Annotated in this window: 26 protein-coding genes; all 26 read right to left on the bottom strand. The window is 29.1% G+C overall.

Going from position 1 to position 23,870, the window contains the following annotated elements:
- Nucleotides 1-21: 21 nt before the first annotated feature.
- Nucleotides 22-1,326 carry a pyrimidine-nucleoside phosphorylase gene (locus tag BUA48_RS02210; protein ID WP_072829624.1) on the bottom strand — a complete coding sequence of 435 codons (1,305 nt, stop codon included), beginning with the start codon at nucleotides 1,324-1,326 and terminating at the stop codon, nucleotides 22-24.
- A gap of 136 nt (nucleotides 1,327-1,462) precedes the next feature.
- Nucleotides 1,463-2,635, bottom strand: a complete 1,173-nt coding sequence (locus BUA48_RS02205) for a phosphopentomutase (RefSeq protein ID WP_072829622.1) — start codon at nucleotides 2,633-2,635, stop codon at nucleotides 1,463-1,465.
- 44 nt (nucleotides 2,636-2,679) lie between these two features.
- The gene (locus tag BUA48_RS02200; protein WP_072829620.1) at nucleotides 2,680-3,558 is read right to left on the bottom strand and encodes a tyrosine recombinase; all 879 of its coding nucleotides are present in this window, start codon (nucleotides 3,556-3,558) and stop codon (nucleotides 2,680-2,682) included.
- A gap of 122 nt (nucleotides 3,559-3,680) precedes the next feature.
- Nucleotides 3,681-3,920, bottom strand: a complete 240-nt coding sequence (locus tag BUA48_RS02195; protein WP_072829618.1) for a hypothetical protein — start codon at nucleotides 3,918-3,920, stop codon at nucleotides 3,681-3,683.
- A 28-nt stretch (nucleotides 3,921-3,948) separates the two neighbouring features.
- Nucleotides 3,949-4,596 carry a stage II sporulation protein M gene (gene spoIIM / locus BUA48_RS02190; protein ID WP_072829616.1) on the bottom strand — a complete coding sequence of 216 codons (648 nt, stop codon included), beginning with the start codon at nucleotides 4,594-4,596 and terminating at the stop codon, nucleotides 3,949-3,951.
- A 115-nt stretch (nucleotides 4,597-4,711) separates the two neighbouring features.
- Complete coding sequence (locus tag BUA48_RS02185; RefSeq protein WP_072829614.1) at nucleotides 4,712-5,230, bottom strand: NUDIX hydrolase; 519 nt, start codon at nucleotides 5,228-5,230, stop codon at nucleotides 4,712-4,714.
- A 519-nt stretch (nucleotides 5,231-5,749) separates the two neighbouring features.
- The gene (locus tag BUA48_RS02180) at nucleotides 5,750-6,019 is read right to left on the bottom strand and encodes a hypothetical protein (RefSeq protein WP_072829612.1); all 270 of its coding nucleotides are present in this window, start codon (nucleotides 6,017-6,019) and stop codon (nucleotides 5,750-5,752) included.
- A gap of 124 nt (nucleotides 6,020-6,143) precedes the next feature.
- The gene (locus BUA48_RS02175) at nucleotides 6,144-6,485 is read right to left on the bottom strand and encodes a hypothetical protein (protein ID WP_072829610.1); all 342 of its coding nucleotides are present in this window, start codon (nucleotides 6,483-6,485) and stop codon (nucleotides 6,144-6,146) included.
- Between the two features lie 373 nt (nucleotides 6,486-6,858).
- A complete protein-coding gene (spo0A, locus tag BUA48_RS02170; RefSeq protein WP_072829608.1) occupies nucleotides 6,859-7,674 on the bottom strand; it encodes a sporulation transcription factor Spo0A in 816 nt (271 codons plus the stop codon).
- Nucleotides 7,675-7,874: 200 nt separating this feature from the next.
- Nucleotides 7,875-9,008, bottom strand: coding sequence for a SpoIVB peptidase (spoIVB, locus tag BUA48_RS02165; RefSeq protein ID WP_072829606.1), 1,134 nt, complete (start codon nucleotides 9,006-9,008; stop codon nucleotides 7,875-7,877).
- A gap of 237 nt (nucleotides 9,009-9,245) precedes the next feature.
- A complete protein-coding gene (recN, locus tag BUA48_RS02160) occupies nucleotides 9,246-10,940 on the bottom strand; it encodes a DNA repair protein RecN (protein WP_072829604.1) in 1,695 nt (564 codons plus the stop codon).
- A gap of 19 nt (nucleotides 10,941-10,959) precedes the next feature.
- On the bottom strand, nucleotides 10,960-11,418 hold the full coding sequence (locus tag BUA48_RS02155; protein ID WP_072829602.1) for an arginine repressor: 459 nt from the start codon (nucleotides 11,416-11,418) through the stop codon (nucleotides 10,960-10,962).
- A 105-nt stretch (nucleotides 11,419-11,523) separates the two neighbouring features.
- The gene (locus tag BUA48_RS02150) at nucleotides 11,524-12,351 is read right to left on the bottom strand and encodes an NAD(+)/NADH kinase (RefSeq protein WP_072829601.1); all 828 of its coding nucleotides are present in this window, start codon (nucleotides 12,349-12,351) and stop codon (nucleotides 11,524-11,526) included.
- An 8-nt stretch (nucleotides 12,352-12,359) separates the two neighbouring features.
- Nucleotides 12,360-13,172 carry a TlyA family RNA methyltransferase gene (locus BUA48_RS02145; RefSeq protein ID WP_072829599.1) on the bottom strand — a complete coding sequence of 271 codons (813 nt, stop codon included), beginning with the start codon at nucleotides 13,170-13,172 and terminating at the stop codon, nucleotides 12,360-12,362.
- Between the two features lie 116 nt (nucleotides 13,173-13,288).
- Nucleotides 13,289-15,157, bottom strand: coding sequence for a 1-deoxy-D-xylulose-5-phosphate synthase (dxs, locus tag BUA48_RS02140; RefSeq protein WP_072829597.1), 1,869 nt, complete (start codon nucleotides 15,155-15,157; stop codon nucleotides 13,289-13,291).
- A gap of 2 nt (nucleotides 15,158-15,159) precedes the next feature.
- Complete coding sequence (locus BUA48_RS02135) at nucleotides 15,160-15,735, bottom strand: hypothetical protein (RefSeq protein ID WP_072829595.1); 576 nt, start codon at nucleotides 15,733-15,735, stop codon at nucleotides 15,160-15,162.
- Between the two features lie 682 nt (nucleotides 15,736-16,417).
- Complete coding sequence (locus BUA48_RS02125; protein WP_072829593.1) at nucleotides 16,418-17,287, bottom strand: polyprenyl synthetase family protein; 870 nt, start codon at nucleotides 17,285-17,287, stop codon at nucleotides 16,418-16,420.
- A gap of 35 nt (nucleotides 17,288-17,322) precedes the next feature.
- Nucleotides 17,323-17,544, bottom strand: a complete 222-nt coding sequence (locus BUA48_RS02120; protein ID WP_072829591.1) for an exodeoxyribonuclease VII small subunit — start codon at nucleotides 17,542-17,544, stop codon at nucleotides 17,323-17,325.
- Nucleotides 17,545-17,546: 2 nt separating this feature from the next.
- Nucleotides 17,547-18,749: an exodeoxyribonuclease VII large subunit gene (gene xseA, locus BUA48_RS02115; RefSeq protein WP_072829589.1), complete on the bottom strand. Its 1,203-nt coding sequence runs from the start codon at nucleotides 18,747-18,749 to the stop codon at nucleotides 17,547-17,549.
- A 26-nt stretch (nucleotides 18,750-18,775) separates the two neighbouring features.
- On the bottom strand, nucleotides 18,776-19,618 hold the full coding sequence (locus BUA48_RS02110; protein ID WP_072829587.1) for a bifunctional 5,10-methylenetetrahydrofolate dehydrogenase/5,10-methenyltetrahydrofolate cyclohydrolase: 843 nt from the start codon (nucleotides 19,616-19,618) through the stop codon (nucleotides 18,776-18,778).
- Between the two features lie 22 nt (nucleotides 19,619-19,640).
- Nucleotides 19,641-20,036, bottom strand: a complete 396-nt coding sequence (gene nusB, locus BUA48_RS02105) for a transcription antitermination factor NusB (RefSeq protein ID WP_072829585.1) — start codon at nucleotides 20,034-20,036, stop codon at nucleotides 19,641-19,643.
- A gap of 193 nt (nucleotides 20,037-20,229) precedes the next feature.
- A complete protein-coding gene (locus tag BUA48_RS02100) occupies nucleotides 20,230-20,625 on the bottom strand; it encodes an Asp23/Gls24 family envelope stress response protein (protein WP_072829583.1) in 396 nt (131 codons plus the stop codon).
- A gap of 81 nt (nucleotides 20,626-20,706) precedes the next feature.
- Nucleotides 20,707-21,210: a SpoIIIAH-like family protein gene (locus BUA48_RS02095; protein ID WP_072829581.1), complete on the bottom strand. Its 504-nt coding sequence runs from the start codon at nucleotides 21,208-21,210 to the stop codon at nucleotides 20,707-20,709.
- A gap of 24 nt (nucleotides 21,211-21,234) precedes the next feature.
- Nucleotides 21,235-21,942, bottom strand: a complete 708-nt coding sequence (spoIIIAG, locus tag BUA48_RS02090; RefSeq protein ID WP_084666009.1) for a stage III sporulation protein AG — start codon at nucleotides 21,940-21,942, stop codon at nucleotides 21,235-21,237.
- Between the two features lie 130 nt (nucleotides 21,943-22,072).
- Nucleotides 22,073-22,654, bottom strand: a complete 582-nt coding sequence (gene spoIIIAF, locus BUA48_RS02085; protein ID WP_072829579.1) for a stage III sporulation protein AF — start codon at nucleotides 22,652-22,654, stop codon at nucleotides 22,073-22,075.
- A gap of 13 nt (nucleotides 22,655-22,667) precedes the next feature.
- Nucleotides 22,668-23,867, bottom strand: a complete 1,200-nt coding sequence (gene spoIIIAE, locus BUA48_RS02080; RefSeq protein WP_072829577.1) for a stage III sporulation protein AE — start codon at nucleotides 23,865-23,867, stop codon at nucleotides 22,668-22,670.
- Nucleotides 23,868-23,870: the final 3 nt, after the last annotated feature.

Genomic DNA, 23,870 nt, shown 5'->3' with positions numbered 1-23,870 from the left:
TTTACTTTTATTATGAAAAATTTATTTTATAACATCAAAGATAAGAGGAATATCATCTTTATATTCACTTACTAATTCATAGTTTTTAATTATATCATTTTTAGCTTTTTCTATTTTCTCTTCATGATTACTATGAATGTATGCTAAAGCTTCTCCCGCTTCTACATAATCTCCTCTTTTCTTATTTAAAACTATTCCTACTGCTAAATCTATAACACTTTCCTTTGTAGCTCTTCCTGCACCTAATTCCATAGCTACAATTCCTATATTTTCAGCATTTATTCTCTTAACATATCCTGACTTTTCACTTACTACTGGAACAATGTATTTAGCTTTCTCAAATTTGCTTGTGTCATCAATATAACTTGCATCTCCACCTTGAGCACTTATAAGATCTTTAAACTTCTCTAAGGCTTTTCCTGAAGTTATACTTTCCATAAGCATTTCTCTAGCTTCTTCTAAAGATGAAGCCTTTTTAGCAAGTAATACCATATTACTTCCTAAGGCTAAACATAATTCCATTAAATCCTTAGGACCATTTCCTTTTAAGGTTTCTATAGCCTCTACTACCTCTAAACTATTTCCAATAGCTAATCCTAAAGGTTGATCCATATCTGATATAACAGCTCTTGTTTCTCTTCCAATGCTCTTTCCTATACTTACCATAGCATTAGCTAAATCCTTAACATCCTCTGGTGTTTTCATAAATGCACCTTTTCCAACCTTAACATCTAAAACTATGGCATCAGCACCTGAAGCAATTTTCTTACTCATTATACTAGAAGCTATTAAAGAAAGATTATCAACAGTTGCAGTAACATCTCTTAAAGCATATATTTTCTTATCAGCAGGTGCTAAGTCACCTGTTTGTGCTGCTAAAGCAATTTTTATTTCATTTACATTTTTAATAAAATCCTCTTCTGCAATATCCATAGAGAATCCTTTGAAAGACTCTAGTTTATCTATAGTACCACCAGTATGACCAAGACCTCTACCAGACATCTTAGCAACAGGAATTCCAAGTGCAGCTACCATAGGCCCTAAGACTAAAGTAGTTGTATCACCTACTCCCCCTGTACTATGTTTATCCACTTTTATACCTTCTATTTTACTTAAGTCAAGCTTATCACCTGAATTAACCATAGCCATGGTTAAATCCACAGTTTCTCTCTCATTCATCTTATTAAAATATATTGCCATTAAAAGTGCTGAAACCTGATAGTCGGGAATTTCACCCTTAGTAAAACCATTTACAAAATAATTAATTTCCTCAGTACTTAATTCTTCATTATGCTTTTTTTTAGCTATTACATCATACATTCTCATATAAAGTCACCTCTTTATATATTTTAAAATCATTAGTTTTAATATAAATAATATATGTATTTCTTATCTACATTATTTATAAATTAAAAATAACTATAGAAGTTTCAGTTAAAACTTCTATAGTTAAAATTATTTATTATTTTAATATCTCTTTAGCAAAACTAGTTCCTGCTAAATCATTTTCAACATTTAATAACTCTAATACAGTTTTTCCAATATCACAGAAAGAGTTTCTAACACCTATATTTACTCCACCCTTAACTTTATTACCATATACTAAAACAGGAATATATTCTCTTGAGTGGTCTGTGCTTTCTGTAGTTGGATCACAACCGTGATCTGCTGTTATTATTAAAACATCATCTTCATTCATATTAGAAATGATTTCTGGCACTCTTGCATCAAATTCTTCAAGAGCTTTTCCATATCCCTCTGGATCATTTCTGTGTCCAAATTTCATATCGAAGTCAACTAAATTAGTAAATACAAGACCTTCTTTATTTTCTTTCATAAAGTCTAAAGTTTTGTCTACTCCATCCATATTTCCATTTATATGAACTGAATCTGTCACACCTTTTTTATTGTATATATCTTCTATTTTACCTACAGCCATTACATTCTTGCCATCTTCTTTGATATATTCAAGCATTGTTTTTCCCGGAGCATCTAAAGCATAATCATGTCTATTAGCTGTTCTTGTATAGTTACCTGGTTTTCCAATAAAAGGTCTAGCTATTACTCTACCTACTGTTTTATCTCCAACTAACATTTCTCTAGCTATTTCACACATTTCATATAATCTCTCTAAAGGTATTATTTCTTCATGTGCTGCTATTTGGAACACACTATCTGCTGAAGTATATATAATAGGGTAACCAGTTTTTTCGTGTTCTTCACCTAGCTCTTTTATAATTTCTGTACCTGAAGCTACAGTATTACCTAGAGTTTTAGTTCCTATTTTACTTTCAAACTCATCCATTATTTCCTTTGGAAAACCATTTGGATAAGTGTTTAAAGGCTCTTTTAATACTACTCCTGCTATTTCCCAGTGTCCTGTTATTGTATCTTTACCCTTAGATAACTCACTAGATTTTCCAAAAGCACCTGTAGGATTACTTTCTTTAATTATTCCTTCTATTCCGTTTATATTTCCTAAACCGATTTTTTGCATATTAGGAAGATTTATTCCCCCTAATTTTTTAGATATATTTCCTAAAGTATTGCTACCTGTATCACCATAAGCTACTGCATCTGGAAGTTCTCCAACTCCTACACTATCTAAAACTATTAAAATTGCTCTCTTTGTCATAATTCATTCTCCTTTCTTGAACTCGTCCTTTGTAATCATCTTTCTTAAGCTCTAGGATGAGCCTTTAAGTACTCTTCTGCTATCTTATTATTTTCATATATTTCTGAATAAACTTGAGTTGCAGAAATGCTTTTGTGACCAAGCAATCTCTGAACTACAACCATATCAGCTCCATTTTGCAATAAGTGCACTGCAAAAGAGTGTCTTAAGGTAGATGTATTTATAGGCTTATCAATTCCTGCTTCCTTTGAATAGGATCTTAATAATTTCCAAAATCCTTGTCTTGTCATTTGATCACCCTTATTATTTAAGAAAAGCAATTGTGAATTTTTATTATTCAAATTATGTCTCTCTTTTAAATACTCTTCTAAACATTCTATGGCGTAAGAACCTATAGGAATTATTCTATTTTCTTTATTTTTTACATCACATAATATATATTTTTCTTTTAAATTTATATTATATACTGAAATATTTAAAATTTCGCTAACCTTCATTCCAGTAGCATACATAACCTCTAGCATAGCCTTGTCACGCTTTCCTTTAACAGAGAAAGTATCCGGCATATTAAGAAGCTTTTCTACTTCTTTTATAGTAAGTGTTAAAGGAATAGGTCTCGTATGTTTAGGTGCTTCTACATTATTCATAGGAATATTTTCTAGCTTGTTTTCCTTTAACAAAAATTTATAAAATGCTCTTATAGATATTAAACATCTCCCTATAGAAGAGTTAGCTTTTCCTTCACCTTTTAAAAACTGAGAATAAGCATTTATCTCTTCATTTGTAGCATCTATATAAGAAATATTCAAAGCTCTTAAAAAAATTAAGAATCCTTCTACATCTCTAGTGTAAGCATCTAAGGTATTACTACTAAGTTCTTTCTTTTTCATAAAATCATTAAACTTTAATAGAATATCATTCATATCTTATCACTCTCGCTTTATTATAAGTTTTCTTTAAATAACTTTTATAATACGACTTACATAATAAAGGTTCTCTTAATTTTAATTATATTTTTAATTATTTTAAAAATCAATACAATATTCTATATTCCTCTAAAATATATACTAATTATTTTTAAATAATTATATAAAAGGTTATTTTTCGCCTTATTTCCATCACTCATGAATACTTCTACTCCGCCTGACATCCCTGGATCATAAAACTCCCATAAAAATACACTGATTATTTTAGGCAATAATATTCCAAAAAAATATAATATAAAAAAACTAAAAAAACAGTTGATTATTATCTTCTTGATTTCTTCCCTTTTTAAATTTGACACAATTCATATTCCTCATAACTTTCACTAATTAAATTATTGCTCCAACAAAATACTTTATCATTCTTGGTGCAACAACTGTTTCTAATCCACTTCCAACTAGCATTATAAGAAAAACTACTCCATACACTAAAGTGTAATTTAATACACAACTTAAAAAAGTACTTCTATCTAGAATCATAGTTTTATCTCTCAAAATACTCCTTGAGAACTCCATAGATAATACGGATAAAAAAACTATACAGGGTATAAAAATCAGATTTTGTAATACAACACCAAACATAGCTGCTCCAAAGCCTTTCATTGCATAATTACTTATTATACAACTAAAGGTAAAGCCTAAAGTATATCCCTTTATCAAATCAATTATTATTATAAATGGTATACCTATTATTGTAAGTCCAAGAAACCATAAAGCAAATACTAATGGTAAATAATTTTTTAAGCTTTCTACAAATAAAGCCTTTAATCCAATATCCTTAGTTTGTAAAGATGATATAGCTGTATTAAGCCACTGATTAATATTTCCCTTATCTGCACTTTGCATATACTTAATACTATAAACTCCTAAAATTACACCTATACCAATACATAGAAATGATATTATGTATGTCATCATGTTTTTTTCAATGTGCCTTTTTACTAATATGTCGCTATTGTTTTTTAAAACTCCATTCATTGATTACCGCCCCCACTATTATTCTTATTTTATATATATGACGATTAGTAGGGGCAATATGATTAATTTAAATTACTTAAAGATTAGTTTTTAATAAGTTAACAATTTTTAGGAATTAAAGATATGCTAGAGCACTTATTGTTTTTGCATCAATGACTGATCCATTGATTATGTTCTCTTTTAATTCATCAATAGACATTTCCTTTAAGTTTATAAATTCATCATCATCTCCACCAACCTTGCCTTCATATAAGTTTGTGGCTTTAAAAATATGAATTACCTCATCACAAAATCCTGGTGCAGTACAAATCTTCCCTAAGAACTCAATGTTATCTGATTTGAAGCCTGTTTCTTCTTCTAACTCTCTTTTAGCACAGTCCTCTGGCTTTTCTCCATATTCTAACTTACCAGCAGGAATTTCTAAAAGCTCCATTTCTAAAGCTTTTCTATACTGCTGAACCACAATAAGCTTACCATTTTCCTTAAAGGCTAAAATAGCCACAGCTCCTGGGTGCTTTATAATCTCTCTTGTTGAAGTCCTTCCATTAGGTAATTCCACTGTTTGAATTCTTAAATCTAGAATCTTTCCCTTAAAAACACATTCCTCTTTTATTGTTTTCTCATATAAATTCATACACTTTTCAATAAGATTCTATTTATAGTACCTTATCGATTCCTCCTTTACACTTAGTAAGTTTATTTTATAAGTTAAAATTTATTTTTTACCTATTAAACTCTATTATATACAATTTAAAACTAAGTCTTTTACAAAATCAACTATTTCAATTTCACTTTCAACATCTGCTCTACAAAGATAAGTCATAGCTATCTTGTTGAATTATTCCAATACTTCCTTATACTTATCTGAACTTTTCTAATGAAAATCATTTTCCTAAATCACATAATACCCCTAAGTAAAAATAATATTTTGTATATAATTAAAGCCTTCAACTTAATTATATACAAAATATTATTTAAATGGAAACTTTTTAAAACCCTTTAGCTTATTTGACAAATAAATACTTTTAACTAAAAAACTATGATAGTAAAAAGATAATTTCAATATACCATATCTAAAAAACCTCCAGTATATTCTTGCATCTTCTTATTATCATAGTCTTAAGTTTCATATAGCTCACTATATGTTTACCTACTACTCATACATGAGACCTTCTAAAAGTTGAGTTAAAGACATGTACAACTCTCTTCCACATCTAAATTCAGTTAAATACATTTCACTATTTCTGCTTAACTCTTGCATAGCCATAATAACATCTAATTTATTGCTGTTCTTAACAGCATACTCATACTTTTCTCTTAATTTCTTATCCCTTTTTTCAAAGTCTTCTTTTAACTTCTTTTCTTTCTTACCTAAATCCTTAAGCCTTAAAATTATATCTTGTTCTAATTCATATTCCCCCATATATTTCTCCAATTTATTACTAATATTATATACTATACTAATTAAATTCTATATGTGATATCTTATTTATAATAGCCTTAGACTTTGTATTATACATATTTTAAAGTTATATATTTCTTCTTATTTAATCATCTAAAATTTTATATATCTTATTTAAATGCTCTTCAGTAATATTCTCCTTCTTTAAAACTTTATAAATTTCCTTGATTTCATTCTTATTTCCTATATCCTCTACACATATTTCCTCTTCTATTAAGTACCCCAATATGGATTCAATTTTATCCTTATTTATTTTCTTAATTCTTACCATTGTATTAAACTTTCCCCAAACCTTATTATAAATTCTACATTTATTTAATTCATCTACTTTACTCTTTCTTCTCTTTATAATATTAATAGAAGTCCAAATTCTTAAAGTTATAAATATAATGCAAAATACTATTGATGATAAAAATGTAAAATTCATTATTCTATTCCTCCTTGTATACTTATATTTCACTTTATCCTTTAAAAGTGTATTTTTACATATAATATCAATATATGCACTTTCAGAATAATTATTCCTTGAAGTTATTATATTCTTTCATTAAAAATATAATAATTATTCATATTAATTACTTATAATTATTCTTCATGAATTATAAGTTAAAATTAAAAATATAAAAACACCTCATGTTTATCATCCTTTTTCTTATGATAAACATAAAGTGTTTTTAATAACTATTCAATTAATTGATCGATATAATTTAAAATCTTCTTAATAATTTCTAATTATTGATTTTTTAAAACATCCATATCAAATTTTAGCAATCCTGAAGGTATTCTGAAAATCTTACTTATTAGCTTACTCTGTTTGCTAATCTTAATTTGTCAGCTACCATTGCTATAAATTCACTATTAGTTGGCTTGCCTTTGTCATTGTGGATAGTATACCCAAATAACTTATTAATTGTATCAACTTGTCCTCTATTCCAAGCTACTTCTATAGCATGTCTTATAGCTCTTTCTACTCTAGAAGCAGTTGTGTTATACTTCTTAGCAATAGATGGGTATAATTCCTTAGTAACAGCTGATAATAGTTCAATATCCATTACAACCATGCTTATAGCTTCTCTTAAATACATATAACCTTTTATGTGTGCAGGTACACCAATTTCATGAATTATGTTAGTGATTTCTGCTTCTAAATCAAATGGACCTTTAGCTTCTCTTCTTGGTGCTGAATTACTTTCTGAAGAATATAGAGGTTTTCTAGTATCTTCAGTTGCTAACGTACTATTAAACATCTGATGAATTCTTTTTGTAAATACATCCATATCAAATGGTTTAACAACATAATAATCTGCTCCAAGAGTTATAGCTCTCTGAGTTATTCCATCTTGTCCTACAGCTGATAAAATAATTACCTTTGGCATAGGATCTAAATTTATGCTATTTAACTTTTCTAATACTCCCAATCCATCTAAATGCGGCATTATTATATCCAAGATTAGAAGATCAGGTTTTTTTTCTTGAATAAGATTTAAGGCTTCGATTCCATCCTTAGCAATTCCTGTTACAACAATATCTCTTTGACTTAATAAATAATCATTTAATATGTTGCAAAACTCTTTATTGTCATCTGCAATAACCACGCTGATTTTTGAATCTTCCATAGATAACTCCCCTTTATATTAAAATTACATTTTCCATTTTACAGAATATATTACTTAAATGTATTATATTTACATCTAATTATTTCGAGTAACACAAAAGATAGGTTTTAACTATCTTTTATGTCATCTTATTATATTTTACTATGGTTTTAATAGTTTTACTAGTATTTTTTCTGATATTATAGAAAAAATTTGGAAATTTATTTTAAAATCTCAGCTTCTTTCAACATCCATTCTATATAAACGCCATATCCTACGTCCGGTTTATTTACCAATACATGTGTAACAGCACCTATTAATTTGCCATCTTGTATTATAGGACTCCCACTCATTCCCTGTACTATTCCACCTGTTTTATTTAAAAGTCTTTCATCTACTATTTTTATAACCATACTTTTAGAATTACTTTCATCTTGTCTTAAAACTTTTTCTACCATAACTTCATATCTCTCAGGTGTCTTTCCGTCAACAGTTGTTACAATTTCAGCTTTTCCTACTTTTACCTCATCTTTTAAAGCTATTTCTATGGGTTCTCCTATTTTATTTAATATTTCTTCATTAGCAACCCCAAAAATACCGCATTCATTGTTGCTTTCTATGTTCCCTAATTTATTAGTATCATCTACAAATATACCTTTTAATTCTCCTGGGTTTCCCTTTTCACCCTTTTTAACGGATATAATATTAGAGGATACTATTTTACCATCTCTTACAGTCATTAAATTTCCTGTGTCTACATCAGTAATTGCGTGACCTAAGGCTCCATAAATATTACTAGTCTCTTCATAAAAACTCAAGGTACCAATTCCTGTAGTACAATCTCTCACCCATAATCCTATTTTAAATTTATTATCTGAAGATTTAATAGGTGTTAAGACACGTTCTTGTACTTCCTCTTTATGTCTTACTAAAATATTTAATTTCTCACCTTTATTTATATTTATCATTTCACTTAAATCTTCAGCACTTAAAATCTCTTTATTATTTACTTTTATTATACTATCACCAATTTCAATTCCGGCCATGGCTCCTGGGCTTATATCTTCACCTTTTTCTGTTTTTACATCGGATAAACCAACTACCAAAACGCCTTCAGTGTTAAGTTTTATTCCCAATGGACTTCCACCTAAATAAACTTTCAATTTATCCTTTTCATCGCTTCTTCTATTGACAGCATATACCTCTTTTGTTCCTAGCACATTATCTAAGAAGGAATATCCTTTTCCTTCGATTTTTCCACTAATTAAATTAGTAGAAATAAGAGAGCATACTAAAAATAAAAAAATTAGCATTGTCGGTTTTATAATTTTATGTAATTTATTTTTTCTTTTCATATAAAGCCCTCCTGTGATTTTATCTTTTATCGCTTTGTAACTTTAAATTTCCCTTTTATAAAATTCTTTATGCTGTGTTTTAATTTCATCTATAGTTAATATATATTTTTTACACTAAAATCTTTGCAAAAAAAACAATTTAAACTTTTATATAATTATTTCTCCAAAAAAAATAAAAGATAGTTTTTCACTACTATCTTTTATCTTTTCCAAAATTTATTTATTTTATTATAAAATTTAGCATAACTTTAATTTTTTTTCGTCTGCTAAGCTTAACATTTCTCTTGAATGCTCTAAAGTTAAGTCAGTAACTTCACTACCACCAATCATTTTAGCGATAGTCTCTAATTTGTCTTGCATCTCCATCTTCTTTACAAATGTATATGTTTTTTCCTCTATGACTTCTTTTCTAACAAGATAATTAAAATCACACATACTAGCTATTTGAGGAAGATGTGTTATACAAAATACTTGGTGCTGCTTTGATATTAAATACATTTTTTCAGCTACACTTTGAGCCGTTCTACCACTTATACCTGTGTCTATTTCATCAAAAATAACCGTTGGTATATTATCTTTATCTATAAATACTGTTTTTAATGCAAGCATAATTCTAGATAATTCTCCCCCAGATACAATAGTATCTAATGGTTTTAAAGGTTCACCTGGGTTGGTAGAAACTAAAAAGATTACTTTATCACAACCTGTCTCATAAAAATGATCTTCAAAGGTAACTTCTATTTTTATAATAGTCTTTTCTAATCCTATGTAATTTAATTCTTCTTTTATTAATTTTTCTAAGTTTATCGCTAGCTCTTTTCTTATTCTATGAATTTCCTCTGCATCAAGTTTCATAGATATTTCTAGCTTATCTTTATCTTTATTTAAAGATTTTATTATTTCCTCACCATTTTCAAGCTCAAGTAATTCACTTTCTAAATTAGATTTATACTCTAATATTTCCTTTATGGTAGAGCCATAACGCTTTTTATAATTTTCTATTATATATAATCGCTCATTAATAAAATCTAATTCATTTTTATCATAATAAATACCCTCTTTACATGATGATAAATCTCTAATAACTTGTTCTAAAATATAATAGCTTTCTTCTAAAGAATCTGATATTTCCTTTACCTTAGGAAAGGATTTTTCTATGGTTCTTAAGTCTCTAATAACGTAATTAACCTTATCAAATACTGAGGCATAGTCCCCGTCCGAACCATATAATGTACCATGAGATTTAGTAAGTACTTTCTCTATATTTTCAATATTAGATAAGAACTCACATCTTTCTTGTAATTCTAAATCTTCATCTTCTTTAAATTTAGCCTTCTCAATATCATCTATTTGATATTTATAGAATTCAATCTTTTTCTGATTATCTCCAGAATTTTCTTCTATCTTTTTTATTTTTTCTTTTATTAATATTATTTGGTTATATTTTTCTCTATAACTATGAAAACTATTCTTTAGTTTTTCTTCCCCAAAGTCATCTAAATATTGTATGTGATTGGCAGAATTAAGTAAATTTTGATTTTCATGTTGTCCATGTATATCTAGTAAAGTTTCACTTAATTTTCTTAAATCAGATACTATTACAGACTTTCCATTAATCTTTGCTATAGTTTTTCCTGTTCTAAAAGTTTCCCTACTTAAAATCAAAAAATCTTCATATTCTATTTCGAGAGCTTTTAGTAGTTCTATAGTTTTAGGATTCTCAATAGCAAAAATAGCCTCAACATATGTCTTTTCTTCACCAGTTCTTATAAGTGTTTTATTAAATTTTCCCCCTAAAACAAAACTTATAGAATCGATAAGTATTGATTTACCAGATCCTGTTTCTCCTGATAAAACATTGAAACCCTTATTAAAATCTATACATAAATCTTGAATTAAAGCGAAATTTCTAACGGTTAATTGAAGAAGCAAAATTCATCACCCTTTGTTTCTATTCTTTACTGTTTATAATTTTCAGGATTTCTTCCATAAGCTTTTCAGCTCTTTCCTCACTTCTTATAAGCATAAAAATTGTATTGTCTCCTGCTATTGTTCCTGCAATATCTTGCATAGCTAAGCAATCTAAAGCTTCTGCAGCTGCTGAAGCTGAACCTGAAATAGTTTTTATTATAACAAATTTATCTACTTTTTCTACATTTAATACTGTATTTCTTAAAATACTTAAGAATCTCTCACTTTTTATGTCTGAAGTTGGATGTATAGAAGCATACTTATATACTCCATTATCTCCTAATACCTTAGTAAGTCTAAGATCTTTAATGTCTCTTGATAAAGTAGATTGTTTTACATGTATTCCAACTTTTTTTAATTCGATAACTAATTCTTCCTGAGTTTCAATATCCATAGAATTTACAATCTCTAGTATTAAAGATTGACGTTTTGATTTCATATAATACCACCCTTAAATTATTCGACCTTAATTAACTCTTATTAAGGTTCACAATATATTTTTAATACAATTAGATTAAACCAACTTTTACGTCTTTTCCTACGTTTATCTTGAAAGTATCTTTTTATTTAATATATCAAAATAACATTTATTTTGTAATCTTATAAGCTTACATTTGTTATTCAAAGCACTTACTTGTATCTCACCTAATTCACCTATACTTCTAGATTCTTGACCATCTATAGTAAGATACACTTCTTCCTTACTTTCTTTAGTACTTACTAAGATTTCAACTTTGCTTTTACAATCCACTATTATTGTTCTCATTTCTAGTTTATGGGGACATATAGGAGTTATTGATACAACATTTAAATTAGGATGCACTATAGGACCACCAGCTGATAAAGAATATGCCGTTGAGCCTGTAGGTGTAGAAATAATCACACCATCAGCATCGAATTTACTATAGTAACAATCATCTATAAAAATTGTAAATTCAGCTATTCTTGAAAGTGTACCTTTACATATAACTACATCATTCAATGCAGGAAAATTTTCATTCGTATCTTTTTTAATGCAATTTAGCATTACTCTTTCTTCGATACTATATTGATTGTTTAAAAGTCTTTTTATTGCATCTTCAAATTCTAGCATCTCTACACTAGTTAAAAAGCCTAAATGGCCTATATTTACACCTAAAATAGGTACATCATACTTAACTAATATTCTAGCAGCTCCTAGAATTGTCCCATCTCCACCTAAAACAATCATGGCATCTAAGCCTCTTATTTTTTTTTCCTCATTATTCAAATCATCCTTAAAGATAGTTATATTTACAGGTTTAATATATTGCTCTAATATATTAACAATGTATTTCAATATTCTTTCATCAGGATCTTTACTGGTATTTATATTTACTCCTATGTTAGTCATGATTCCTCCTAATTTAAACTTCGAAAAGCTTCGTCTATTACATCCTCAATAATGAATTTATCAAAAATGTCTTCTTCGTTGTTGTCCTTGCTCAAGTAAACTAAATATTCAATATTTCCATTTGGACCCTTAATAGGTGAAAATGTAAATCCTTTAATATTTAAATTATGTTCCTTAAAAAATCCTATAAGAGTATTTAAAATATTCTTATGAATTTTTATATTTTTTACTACACCTTGTTTATTTACGTTACCTTTTCCTGCTTCAAATTGTGGTTTAATTAAAGCCATAACTTCTCCACAACTATCCAAAAGATTTACCACAGTTGGTAACACTTTCGTAAGTGATATAAATGATACATCTATCGATGCAAAACTTCCGTATTCTTCTAAATCCTGCAACTTAACATCTTTCACATTTGTTTTTTCCATGGATATAACCTTAGGGTTACTTCTTAAGGAATCGTGTAGTTGATTTGTTCCAACATCAATGGCATAAACTAATTTAGCACCATTTTGTAGCATACAATCTGTAAAGCCTCCTGTAGATGCTCCAATGTCCAAACAGACTTTTTGCTTTAAATTTATATTAAATAAATCTATAGCTTTTTCTAATTTTAATCCGCCTCTACTTACATAGGGTAACTTTTCTCCTATAAACTCTATTTTAGAATTTATATCTATTTTTTTGCTACATTTATCAACTTTCTTCCCATCTACTAGTATATTACCTTTTTCAACATTTTCTCTCGCTCTTTCTCTCGATGTAAAAATAGCTTTTTCAACTAATAATACGTCTAATCGTTTTTTTTCATTTTCCATTCGTAATGCTCCCAAGACTATATGTATATATTATAACATAATTATAGCCTAACACTCACTAAATTAAAATATTCCTAAGTGCTAGGCCATAATAAATATTTTTCCTGTGTATATAATTACACTTTTAAACCTGCTAATATTTTTTCCTTTATTCCACTTGGATTCAGTCCATATACTTCATATAATTTATTACTATTTCCATGTGGTATAAATTCATCTTCATAGCCTAAATTAGATACTGTTCCATTGTATCCTATTGAGTTTAAATATTGTAATATAGTTGACCCTAGTCCACCTTGAATTACATTGTCTTCTATCGTAACTATATTTTTATACTTTTTGCTCAATAAGTCAACATTTTTTTTATCAATTGGCTTAATAAATGTTGCATTTATTATTCCACAATCGATATTCTCTTTTTTTAGCTCCATTTCAGCAAGCATTGCATGTTGAACCATTTTTCCTGTAGCTATTATAACAACATCTTTTCCTTCTTTAATTGTCTCCCACTTTCCTAGACTAAAGTTTTCACTAGGTTGAAGCCTTAAATTATTACAATCTCCACCCCTTGGATACCTAATTGCAACAGGTCCATTATGATCTAAGGACCATTTTAATAAAGGTTTCATTTCATCTATACACTTAGGACTTACAATTGTCATATTAGGAATATGTGATAAAAATGATATATCGAATATTCCTTGATGTGTTTCGCCATCTTGCCCTACTATTCCTGCTCTATCAATGGCAAAAACCACTGGTAGATTTTGAATACATACATCATGCACAACTTGGTCATAAGCCCTTTGTAAAAAGGTAGAATATACCGCAAACACAGGTTTTAAGCCTGCCGCGGCCATTCCCGCTGATAACGTAACTGCATGTTGTTCTGCAATTCCTACATCAAAAAATCTATTTTTATATTTTTTTGAAAAGTCTAGTAGTCCCGTTCCATCAGGCATAGCTGCTGTAACTGCAACTAAGTCCTTATCTTCCTTGGCAAGCTCAATCATGGACTCTCCAAAAACAGATGAGTAGTTTCTAGATGAACTAGTAGCACACTCTCCATTGCAAGAATCAAAGGGTCCTACTCCATGGAACTTATTTGGATTTTGTTCAGCAAACTTGTAACCCTTACCTTTAAGTGTTAAAACGTGTACTAAAACCGGTCCACTTACTTCCTTAGCTCTTCTTAAAACTTCATTTAACTTTTTAATATCATGACCATCAATAGGTCCTATATATTTTATACCTATATCTTCAAAGAACATACCCGGAACAACTAAATGCTTAACACCATCTTTAAACCTTTGCATAGTTGTAACCATATCCTTCCCTACATTGGGAATTTTCAAAATTGTTGAGTTTAAATCCTCTTTAAGTCTATTATATTTTGGATCAGTTCTTAGTTTGTTTAAATAAGAGGACATTCCACCAACATTTTTAGCTATTGACATTTCATTGTCATTTAAGATTATTGTCATGTTCGTCTTGTTATACCCTATATCATTTAGTGCCTCTAATGCCATACCACCTGTCAAAGCTCCATCACCTATAACTGATATAACTCTATAGTTCTCTTTTTTTAAATCTCTTGCTCTAGCCATTCCTATGCCAGCAGATATAGATGTGCTACTATGCCCTGTATCAAAAGCATCATATGGGCTTTCTTGTCTTTTAGGAAACCCACTTATTCCTCCATAGTTTCTTAAATTCTCAAACTCGTTTTTTCTTCCTGTTAAAAGTTTATGTACATATGATTGATGTCCAACATCCCATATTAATTTATCTCTTTCCATGTTGAATACTTTAAAAATTGATAAAGTTAATTCAACTACACCTAAATTGGAAGCTAAATGTCCTCCAGTTTTAGAAACATTTTTTATTAAAAATTCTCTAATTTCCTTAGAAAAACTATTTAATTCTTCCAAAGACATCTTATTAACATCTTTTACACCTTTGTAATTTTCAAGTATCTTACTCATTATCATCTATCCTTTTTAAATATTTGAATTATTTTAGCAACCTCAAATATTATTTCATTCGAACGACTTATAGCTATACTCTTTCCTAAAGCCTTTCCTCCAATTGTAATTGCAGCAATTATGGCGCCTATTAAAGCACTCATAAAAGTATTTTGCAATGTAATTCCTTTGGTTTGTAATATTCCTATTAGTTTTACAAGTATTATAGCACCTGCTGATCCACTTACTATTCCGCATATGTCTCCAATAACATCATTACAAAAATTAGATACCTTATCTGCATTTCTAATTAATGAAACTGCTATTTTTGCTCCTGGAACCTTTTTAGCTGCCATAGCATGAAAGGGCGTCTCCTTTGCTGCAGTAACAGCTGTGCCTATGGTATCGAAAATTATACCAAATAAAATTATAGAAATCAAAATAATAAAAGCTACTAAAAGTTCAGCCTTACTTAGTAGCATATCTGATAAAAGGGATATTCCTCCACCAAGTAAAATTGTCCATAATACAATTATAGTTACCCATTTTTTATGGCTAATAGTTTTTCCCTTTTTATTATTTCTTTTTTCTTTAACCATGTAATCCTCAAACTTTCTCCCCTAGAATATAAAACTTGTTATAAAAAAGTGGTAATACACTAGGTAAAACTTATGACTTAGGTCCAGTATGCTTTCCCAAAATACAATCTAATTGTCGCCAATAAGACGGTTTCCCTTTAATGTATTTTCTATAATGTCGCCAATTATAGTACTAGATTACCACTTAGATCATACTACAATCCCTAGCATATCTCATTAGAATAGCCTAGGAGATTTCCTCAGCAGTTGGCTATCTCTTTAGCCTCTTTTGCAAAATAGGTTTAAGTGAAATTCACCTCTACCTATCTCACTCAAGGCAGGCTACACTGCACATAGCTATTCACCACAATGCAGGTTTAATCCATAGTCGTAGAAAGGGTATCTAGCCCTATCCACAAGTTATGGTCTCCACGGAGGTAGGGTCAGTTGCGCATGCCATTGCGGCTGCCCCAACTCCTTTACTCCCAGCACAAGCCCAAGACTGGGCGTCTTAAGCCAGCACCAGAAACTTCATCGATGTGCCCTTCAACGGATTTTTAGCCCCGCCCTCAGAGGTAGTTACCTGACTAGGATACTACACCACTTTTATACTTAAGATATTATATCATAACTATATTTTTGATTCAAAATCTTTATTGTAATCTTAATATATTATTAAAAATATCTATTTAAATTTAATTTTTTAAAATTCTCTTTCAAGCAAGAATTTAGTTAAGTCCTCTAAGTCTTTTGTTGACTTTTGTAGACTTTTTAAAAGTTCCATGCACTTATAATAAAGTTCCTGTTCCATGTCTTTGCATTTTTCTATTCCATATAAAGTTACAAATGTAGTTTTATTATTTTCTTCATCGCTTAAGGTGTTTTTTCCTAGTTTCTTTACATCACCTTCTACGTCTAATACATCATCCTTTATCTGGAATGCCAAACCTAACTTTTCACCATACTCCTCAAGAACTGCTCTATCTTCCTTACTAGCTTCTCCTAATATAGCACCTGCTACTATAGCAACCTTTATTAGTTCGCCTGTTTTATTTCTATGAGTAAAAAATAATTCCTCTTCTGTAATCTTTTTACCTTCGTTAAGTATATCTACAACTTGCCCTGCAATCATTCCCTCTACTGAAGAAGCTTTTGATATTAAATATGATGATTCTATATATTCCTGTTTTCCATTTAAAGATTCTTTAAATAAAATTTTAAAGGCCTCATTAAGAAGTCCATCACCTGCTAAAACAGCCATAGCTTCTCCAAATTTAATGTGATTAGTAGGCATACCTCTTCTTAAATCATCATTATCCATACAAGGTAAATCATCATGTATAAGTGAATAGGTATGTATCATCTCTAAGGCTCCTGCTATAGGCATTATGTCCTTATAGTTTTCTTTATATAAATCATATGTAAGTAACATAAGTATAGGTCTTATTCTTTTTCCACCTACATTTACACTATAAGCCATAGACTCATATATTGTTTTTTCATAAGTACCCTTGTTATCAAAGTATTCCTTTAGCCAGCAGGAAACTTCATTTTTTAATTCACTTATGTTCATAAATACACCTTCCTTCTAAATTTAAGCTTATATAACTACTCTTCGCACATATTAAATTCCTCTTCTCCATTGGAACTTAATATGTTTATTTTGCCTTCCGCATCATTTAATATTTTATACAAACTTGTAGTAAGCTTAACCCCTTCTTCATAGCTTTTTATAGCTTCTTCTAAGGATAAATTTTCATTTTCCATTTTTTCAATTATTAACTGCAATTTTTTAATCATATCTTCGTAATTTTGTTTTCTAGGTGGCATAACTATTCCTCCAAAATCTTAATATTAGCTTTAACTTTACCATCTTTAAACCTAATACTAATTTTTTCATATTTTTTAATCTCTTCTTTGCTTCCTATAAATTTTTGCTCTTCGCTTTCAATTATAGAATATCCCTTATTTAATATATTTAAAGGGTTGTGTGCACAGAGCAATGAATTGTACCTTGCTAGAATTTCCTTTTCCATAGATATTTTAAACTGCATTTTTTGCAATAATTTTTCTTTAAGTGAATCAACAATCTCATACTGATGTACAATATATTTTTCTGGACTATAGAGTTTTAATTCTTTCTCTAAAGATTTTAATGCTACACTCTTCTCTAAAAATATTCTATCCATATTCGACCTTAATAAATCACTTTTATCTTTAATATTATTTAAAATATCACTTAATGCTGGAGTAACAATTTCTGCAGCAGCTGAAGGTGTAGGTGCTCTTCTGTCACTTACAAAATCTACAATAGTAAAGTCTGTTTCATGACCTACTCCTGTTACAACTGGAATTTTAGATCCATAAATAGCATATGCCAAACTTTCATTATTGAAAGCCCATAGTTCTTCTATAGATCCTCCACCTCTTGCTAAAATTATTACATCTACATTTTTTTTCTTATTGAAGTATTCAATTCCTTCTACAAGGGTAGTATGAGCCTTATCTCCTTGTACCAAGGAAGGATATATAAGCAAATTTAATTTATTATTTCTTCTAGTAGACACATTAATAATATCTCTTATTGCCGCCCCTGTAGGTGATGTTATAATACCTATATTTTGAGGATACCTAGGTATATCTTTCTTATGTTCTAAATCAAATAATCCTTCTTTAGTAAGCTTTTCCTTTAATTCTTCAAAAGCTAAATATAAATCTCCAATTCCATCTTTTTTCATAGTATTGCAATAAAGCTGATAACTTCCATCCTTTTCATATACAGAAACTCTACCTTGAACAACAACTTTATCTCCATTTTTAGGATTGAACTTTAATGTATATGCACTAGATTTAAACATAACACAATTTATCTTAGATCCATCATCCTTTAATGAAAAATAAATATGCCCACTATTATGCAACTTAAAATTAGAAATTTCACCTTTTACACTTAAATTATTAAGTATATAATCTGAGTCTAAGCTTTTCTTTATATATCGATTCAAAAAACTTACGGTGATACTTTTTTCATACATAATTAATACCTACCTAAATTCAATAATTACTCCATATCAGTAGCTATGCAAGTATTTAAAAATAATATATTTGTTGTAAGAGAACCAACTCCTCCAGGTACAGGACTAATATATGATGCTATTTCACTTACCTCTTCAAAATTAACATCACCTGTTATTTTTCCTTCTACCTCTGTTGTTCCTACGTCAATTACTATAGCGCCCTCTTTTACATACTCTTTATCTATAAACCTTGGTTTTCCCATACAACTAATAAGTATATCTGCTCTTTTACATACATCCTTAAGATTCTTTGTTTTAGAGTGACATACTGTTATAGTTGAGTTTTCTTGTAACATTAGCTGAGCAATGGGTTTTCCAACTATATTACTTCTTCCTATTATTACAGTTTCTTTTCCTTCGATTTCTAAACCTGTACTTTTTATTAATCTTAAAATAGATTGTGGCGTACAAGGTATGAAGCTCTTTTCTCCTTTATACATTCTTCCTATGTTTAAAGTAGTTAATCCATCCACATCTTTATCAGGATTGATTACTGATATAACTTCATTTTCATCTATATGTTTTGGTAAAGGAAGAAGCAACATGATTCCATTTACTTCTGTATCATTATTTAATTCTTTTATAAGAGATTTTACATCCTCTGTAGTTATGCTTTCTTCTAATTTTATGCATTCATAAGTTATTCCTAATTTTTCACTTATTTTAGCTTGATAATTAGCATAGAAAATAGACCCTCCATCTTCTCCTACTAAAATAGAAATTAATTTAGGCTTAGTTAATCCATGATTTCTTCTATATTCTGTATGCTTTATTATATCTTTCTCTATTTCCTTTGAAAGCTCTTTACCATTAAGAATTATGGCCACATCTTTTCCCCCTTACTATATCTTATATAAAATTAGCTAAAACCCCGTTTATAAACTTAGGTGCTTTATCATCTGAAAATTCTTTTGCTAGTTCAATTGCTTCATTTATAGCAACTTTAGTTGGTACACTTTCTTCAAAGTTTATTTCATATATAGCTAATCTTAAAATCGTTAAATTAACTCTAGATATTCTATCAATCTTCCAATTCGAAAGATTTTCTTCTATTTTGCTATCTAAAAACTCTACTTTTTCACTTACTCCATTAAATAAATTCTCTATGTACCCTTTTTCAATGTCTCTTACTTCTTCTCTAAAATGATTATTATAGTCTTCAAATAAAGTTTCAAAATCGGACTTATTTATCATTACTTCATATAATAGCTTCATAGCTATCTCTCTTGATTTTCTTCTATTCATATGTGTTTCCTCCTGGTTACCACTGTTAATATGTATATAAATAATATCACATAACAATGGAAATGTAACTATTATAAGTTTAGCACCTTAGCACTCAACTACTTATTTTATTATATAAATCACTTAAATTAAAGAGTTTTTATAAAAAATTCAGGGTATCTCCCATGTCTATGTAACGGAAGATACCCCAATTTTATTCTTCTATTTTTTCTAAACTTTGAGTTTCAACTTTTTTAACTACAACATTTTGTACATAAACATTTACTTGAGATACAATTAATCCTGTCATAGCTTCCACAGATCTTTTTACGTTTTTTTGCACTTGTTCAGCAACTTCATGAATCTTTTGCCCATATGCTACTGAAAGAAAAATATCTATTTGAGCACTCTCTTCTGAAATGCTTACTCTTACGCCTTTTACTTGATGTTTCTTATTTGTTAGTTTATCTGTAAGTCCAGCTACCACACCTTGACCTACATATTCAACTCCTTCTACTTCAGAAGCTGCCATAGATGCTATAACACAAACCACCTCATCAGATATTCTAACAACGCCATCTTCTAATTGGTACATATCTTGTTGTTCCATTTTGCTACCCCCTTAATTTACTTAGGTAAACATTATTATTCTTTTATTATATCAGATAACCTAAGTTTTACAATAATTTCTCTATTGTTTTTTTACAGTTATCTCTACATCTTTTATTTGAGTGCTGCTTAATACTTCATCTTTTATTTCTTTTGCTTGAGCTTCTGTTAGCTCAGCTTCAGTTTTTATAAATACCTTAACCTTATTTCCATCTATGTAGCAAACTACATCTTCATAGCCTCTACCTTTAAGTTTTGTTTCAATATCTATTTCTTTTTCTGTAGTTAGTGCAAGTTGTCTGTATTCAGTTGATGCTTTATCTCTTTCTTCTTGAGCACTACTTTCATCATCTATTCTTTCTTGTAATCTTTGATATGTTTTTGCATTGTTTTGGTCACGAGCTAATTTTGCTTCAACGAAGAAACTATTTGAATCACTTTGATTTAAACCTATAGTACTCTTATCTTCACCTGATGCAATTTCATTTCCACTATATAATGGACTGTTAAGCTTAGTAGCTAAAAACCCACAAAACACAATAAGTATAAGTAATGTTCCAATAATCCCAGTTTGCTTTCTATTCATTATAAACTCCCCCTAATAATAAATTTATTTTTTCATAGGATAAACTTGAACCTTTTCACTTGGTAAGCCAAACAAATTAACTACTGCTCTAGTTATTCTAAGTTCGGTTACTTTATCTTCTGCACCCTCTGCCACTATACACACCCCTGTTATTTTAGGTTGATTGGTTTTAGTTATAAGTGGCTTAGTGTCTGATCCTTCATTAAGAACCACCACTGTTTCTCCATTATTATTTTGATTTATTTGTCTTTTACCACCACTTGTATCTGTTTCATCAGTTACACTATTAGATCCTGATACATTAATTGCTGGTACATGTTCTTCTCCTGATTCAAAGTAAATCATTGATTCTATTGAACCTACACCCTCTATTTTTGATAAAATGTTTTTTAATTGGTTATTTAATTTATTATTGTATTTCTCAAGAGAAGAGTCTCCTGATAATTGAGTAGTATTACTCTCATCCATCTTTAATTCCTTATCACTCTTCTCACTTTGTTGTTTATTTGCAAAAGTTACCTGTGAATTTTGGTCAAATCCACCAGCAAAAATTTTACTAATAAACAATAATAGTATTCCAACTAATACTAAGCAAGTAGTATTAAAAGCTTTATTGCTCTTGCCCTTTTGAGTATTAGTTTTTTTATCTTCTGCTTTACCCTTATCCCCGATTTTATTGCAGAAATCATTGATTGCATCTCTAATCTTATCTACAATACTACCTTTTCCCATTTTATCTTCCCCCCTTGTATAACTTATTTAATATATATATATACGAAAACTTATGGTTATATACTTTTAAAAAGAAATTTTTTTGAGTTTTTAGTAACACTTTTTTTTATTCAGCATATCTTCGTACATTTTATTTATTAATGCAAACATATATTTTGCCTTTTTCAACATTTAACTCATTTGCTACAAGGTCTTTAATTTCTTTTACTTTAGGTGTTTCTTCAATATTTTCTTCATTTTCTACTTTTCCTATACTTACCTTTTTTACATTTACTATTGACTTATCTTGCACATCTATCTTAACTGAGTCCACTGATATTTTCCCTTCTTTTTCATCATAATTACACTGTATTTCAAGTTCAAAATTACTATCATTGTATTTCTTTTGGAGCTTATCCTTATAAGCTACTTCTAAATTCTTTTTGAAATTATCAATGGTTCTATTAACATTCTCATTTTTGTACTTTTCATAATCAACCTTACTACTTTCTCCATCTAAATATTGCTCTGCCTTACTAACATACTGATCCATAGAAAAATCACCATTCATGAACTTTAAAACTGGACTTATTATAACTACAACTAATATAAGTCCTGTAGTAAATTTAGCATATTTTCTCATTGAGTTATTAGGCATTAGTAACTCTATACAATATATCAATATGACTATGGTACATATGGTTACTATCCATCCTTTAAAACTTTCCATCATATTAAAGGCCTCCTTATCCAAGTGATGACATGGTTGCCGTTGTAGATAAGACGATACATATCATTATGAAACACATTACTGAAACACAAACCACACTTGCTATTATTAAGCCTAAGGAATCTCCAGCTGAAGATATACAGCTTACTATTTTTTTATTACTTATTGGCTCTATAACTGCAGCCGTAAATTTATATGCTATAGCCATAATTGCTAACTTTATAATAGGAAATATTCCAATTATAATTATCATTACTAAGCCTAAGGTACCCACAGCATTTTTAACTAGTCCAGTGTATCCAGCTACTGTTGACACCGCATCAGATAAACATCCACCAACTACAGGTATGAAGGTATCTACTGCAAACTTAGCTGTCTTTATTGTAAATTCATCTAACCCCTTAGCAGTTATCCCTCTTATAGTTAAAAATGTTACAAAAACCGTCATTAATGTTCCTTGTGCCCATAATACTCCTCCCTTTATTAATTTCCCTAGTTTTTCAACTTTACTTTCTTCACATAAATTATTAACAAAGTTTAGTACAAAACTTATTAGTATTAAGGGAAATATTATGTTACATATAAAGGTAACGCCTATATTACTTATAAAAACAATAACAGGATCCATTAAAGCTGCTTGAGTAAAAGCTCCCATACTTGCAAGTAACATAATAAGTATTGGAACAAGTGCATTCATAAATTCTTTTATTCTAAAGATAGTATCCTTTCCTAAGTTGACTCCAAGTAAGAAACTTTTAGTCATTATGACTACAATAATTGCATAACATGCAAAATATGCTATATTAGAAACTTCTCCTGTTTTAAATGCCTCCTGAAGATTTTGTAGTAAGGAACTTAATAATGCTACAACTATTAAAACCAACAAGAATTGAAATGTACTTCCTATTTCTCTTGTTATATATTTCAAAAAGTATTTAGTTATATCCTTTATATTTAGTCCACTTTCTCCACTTTTCATTACATTTTCTATATAAGCTTTAGGATTTAAATCAGACATTATCTCATATTCACTTTTCATATCTGTAATATATTTATATAAATCGTTCATTCCCTTAACTTCCTCATTACTTAAGGAACTTTCAGGCACTAATACCTTGTCATTTGAATTATCAATCCCATATACCTTTTGTGGTATCATAAGTGCTATAACTATTGTTAAAATCATCATCACTTTATAAATCTTTAAGTTTTTCATTTC

The organism is Clostridium collagenovorans DSM 3089, assembly GCF_900130005.1.
Classification (GTDB): domain Bacteria; phylum Bacillota; class Clostridia; order Clostridiales; family Clostridiaceae; genus Clostridium_D; species Clostridium_D collagenovorans.
This window is presented reverse-complemented; position numbering and strand designations above follow the sequence as displayed.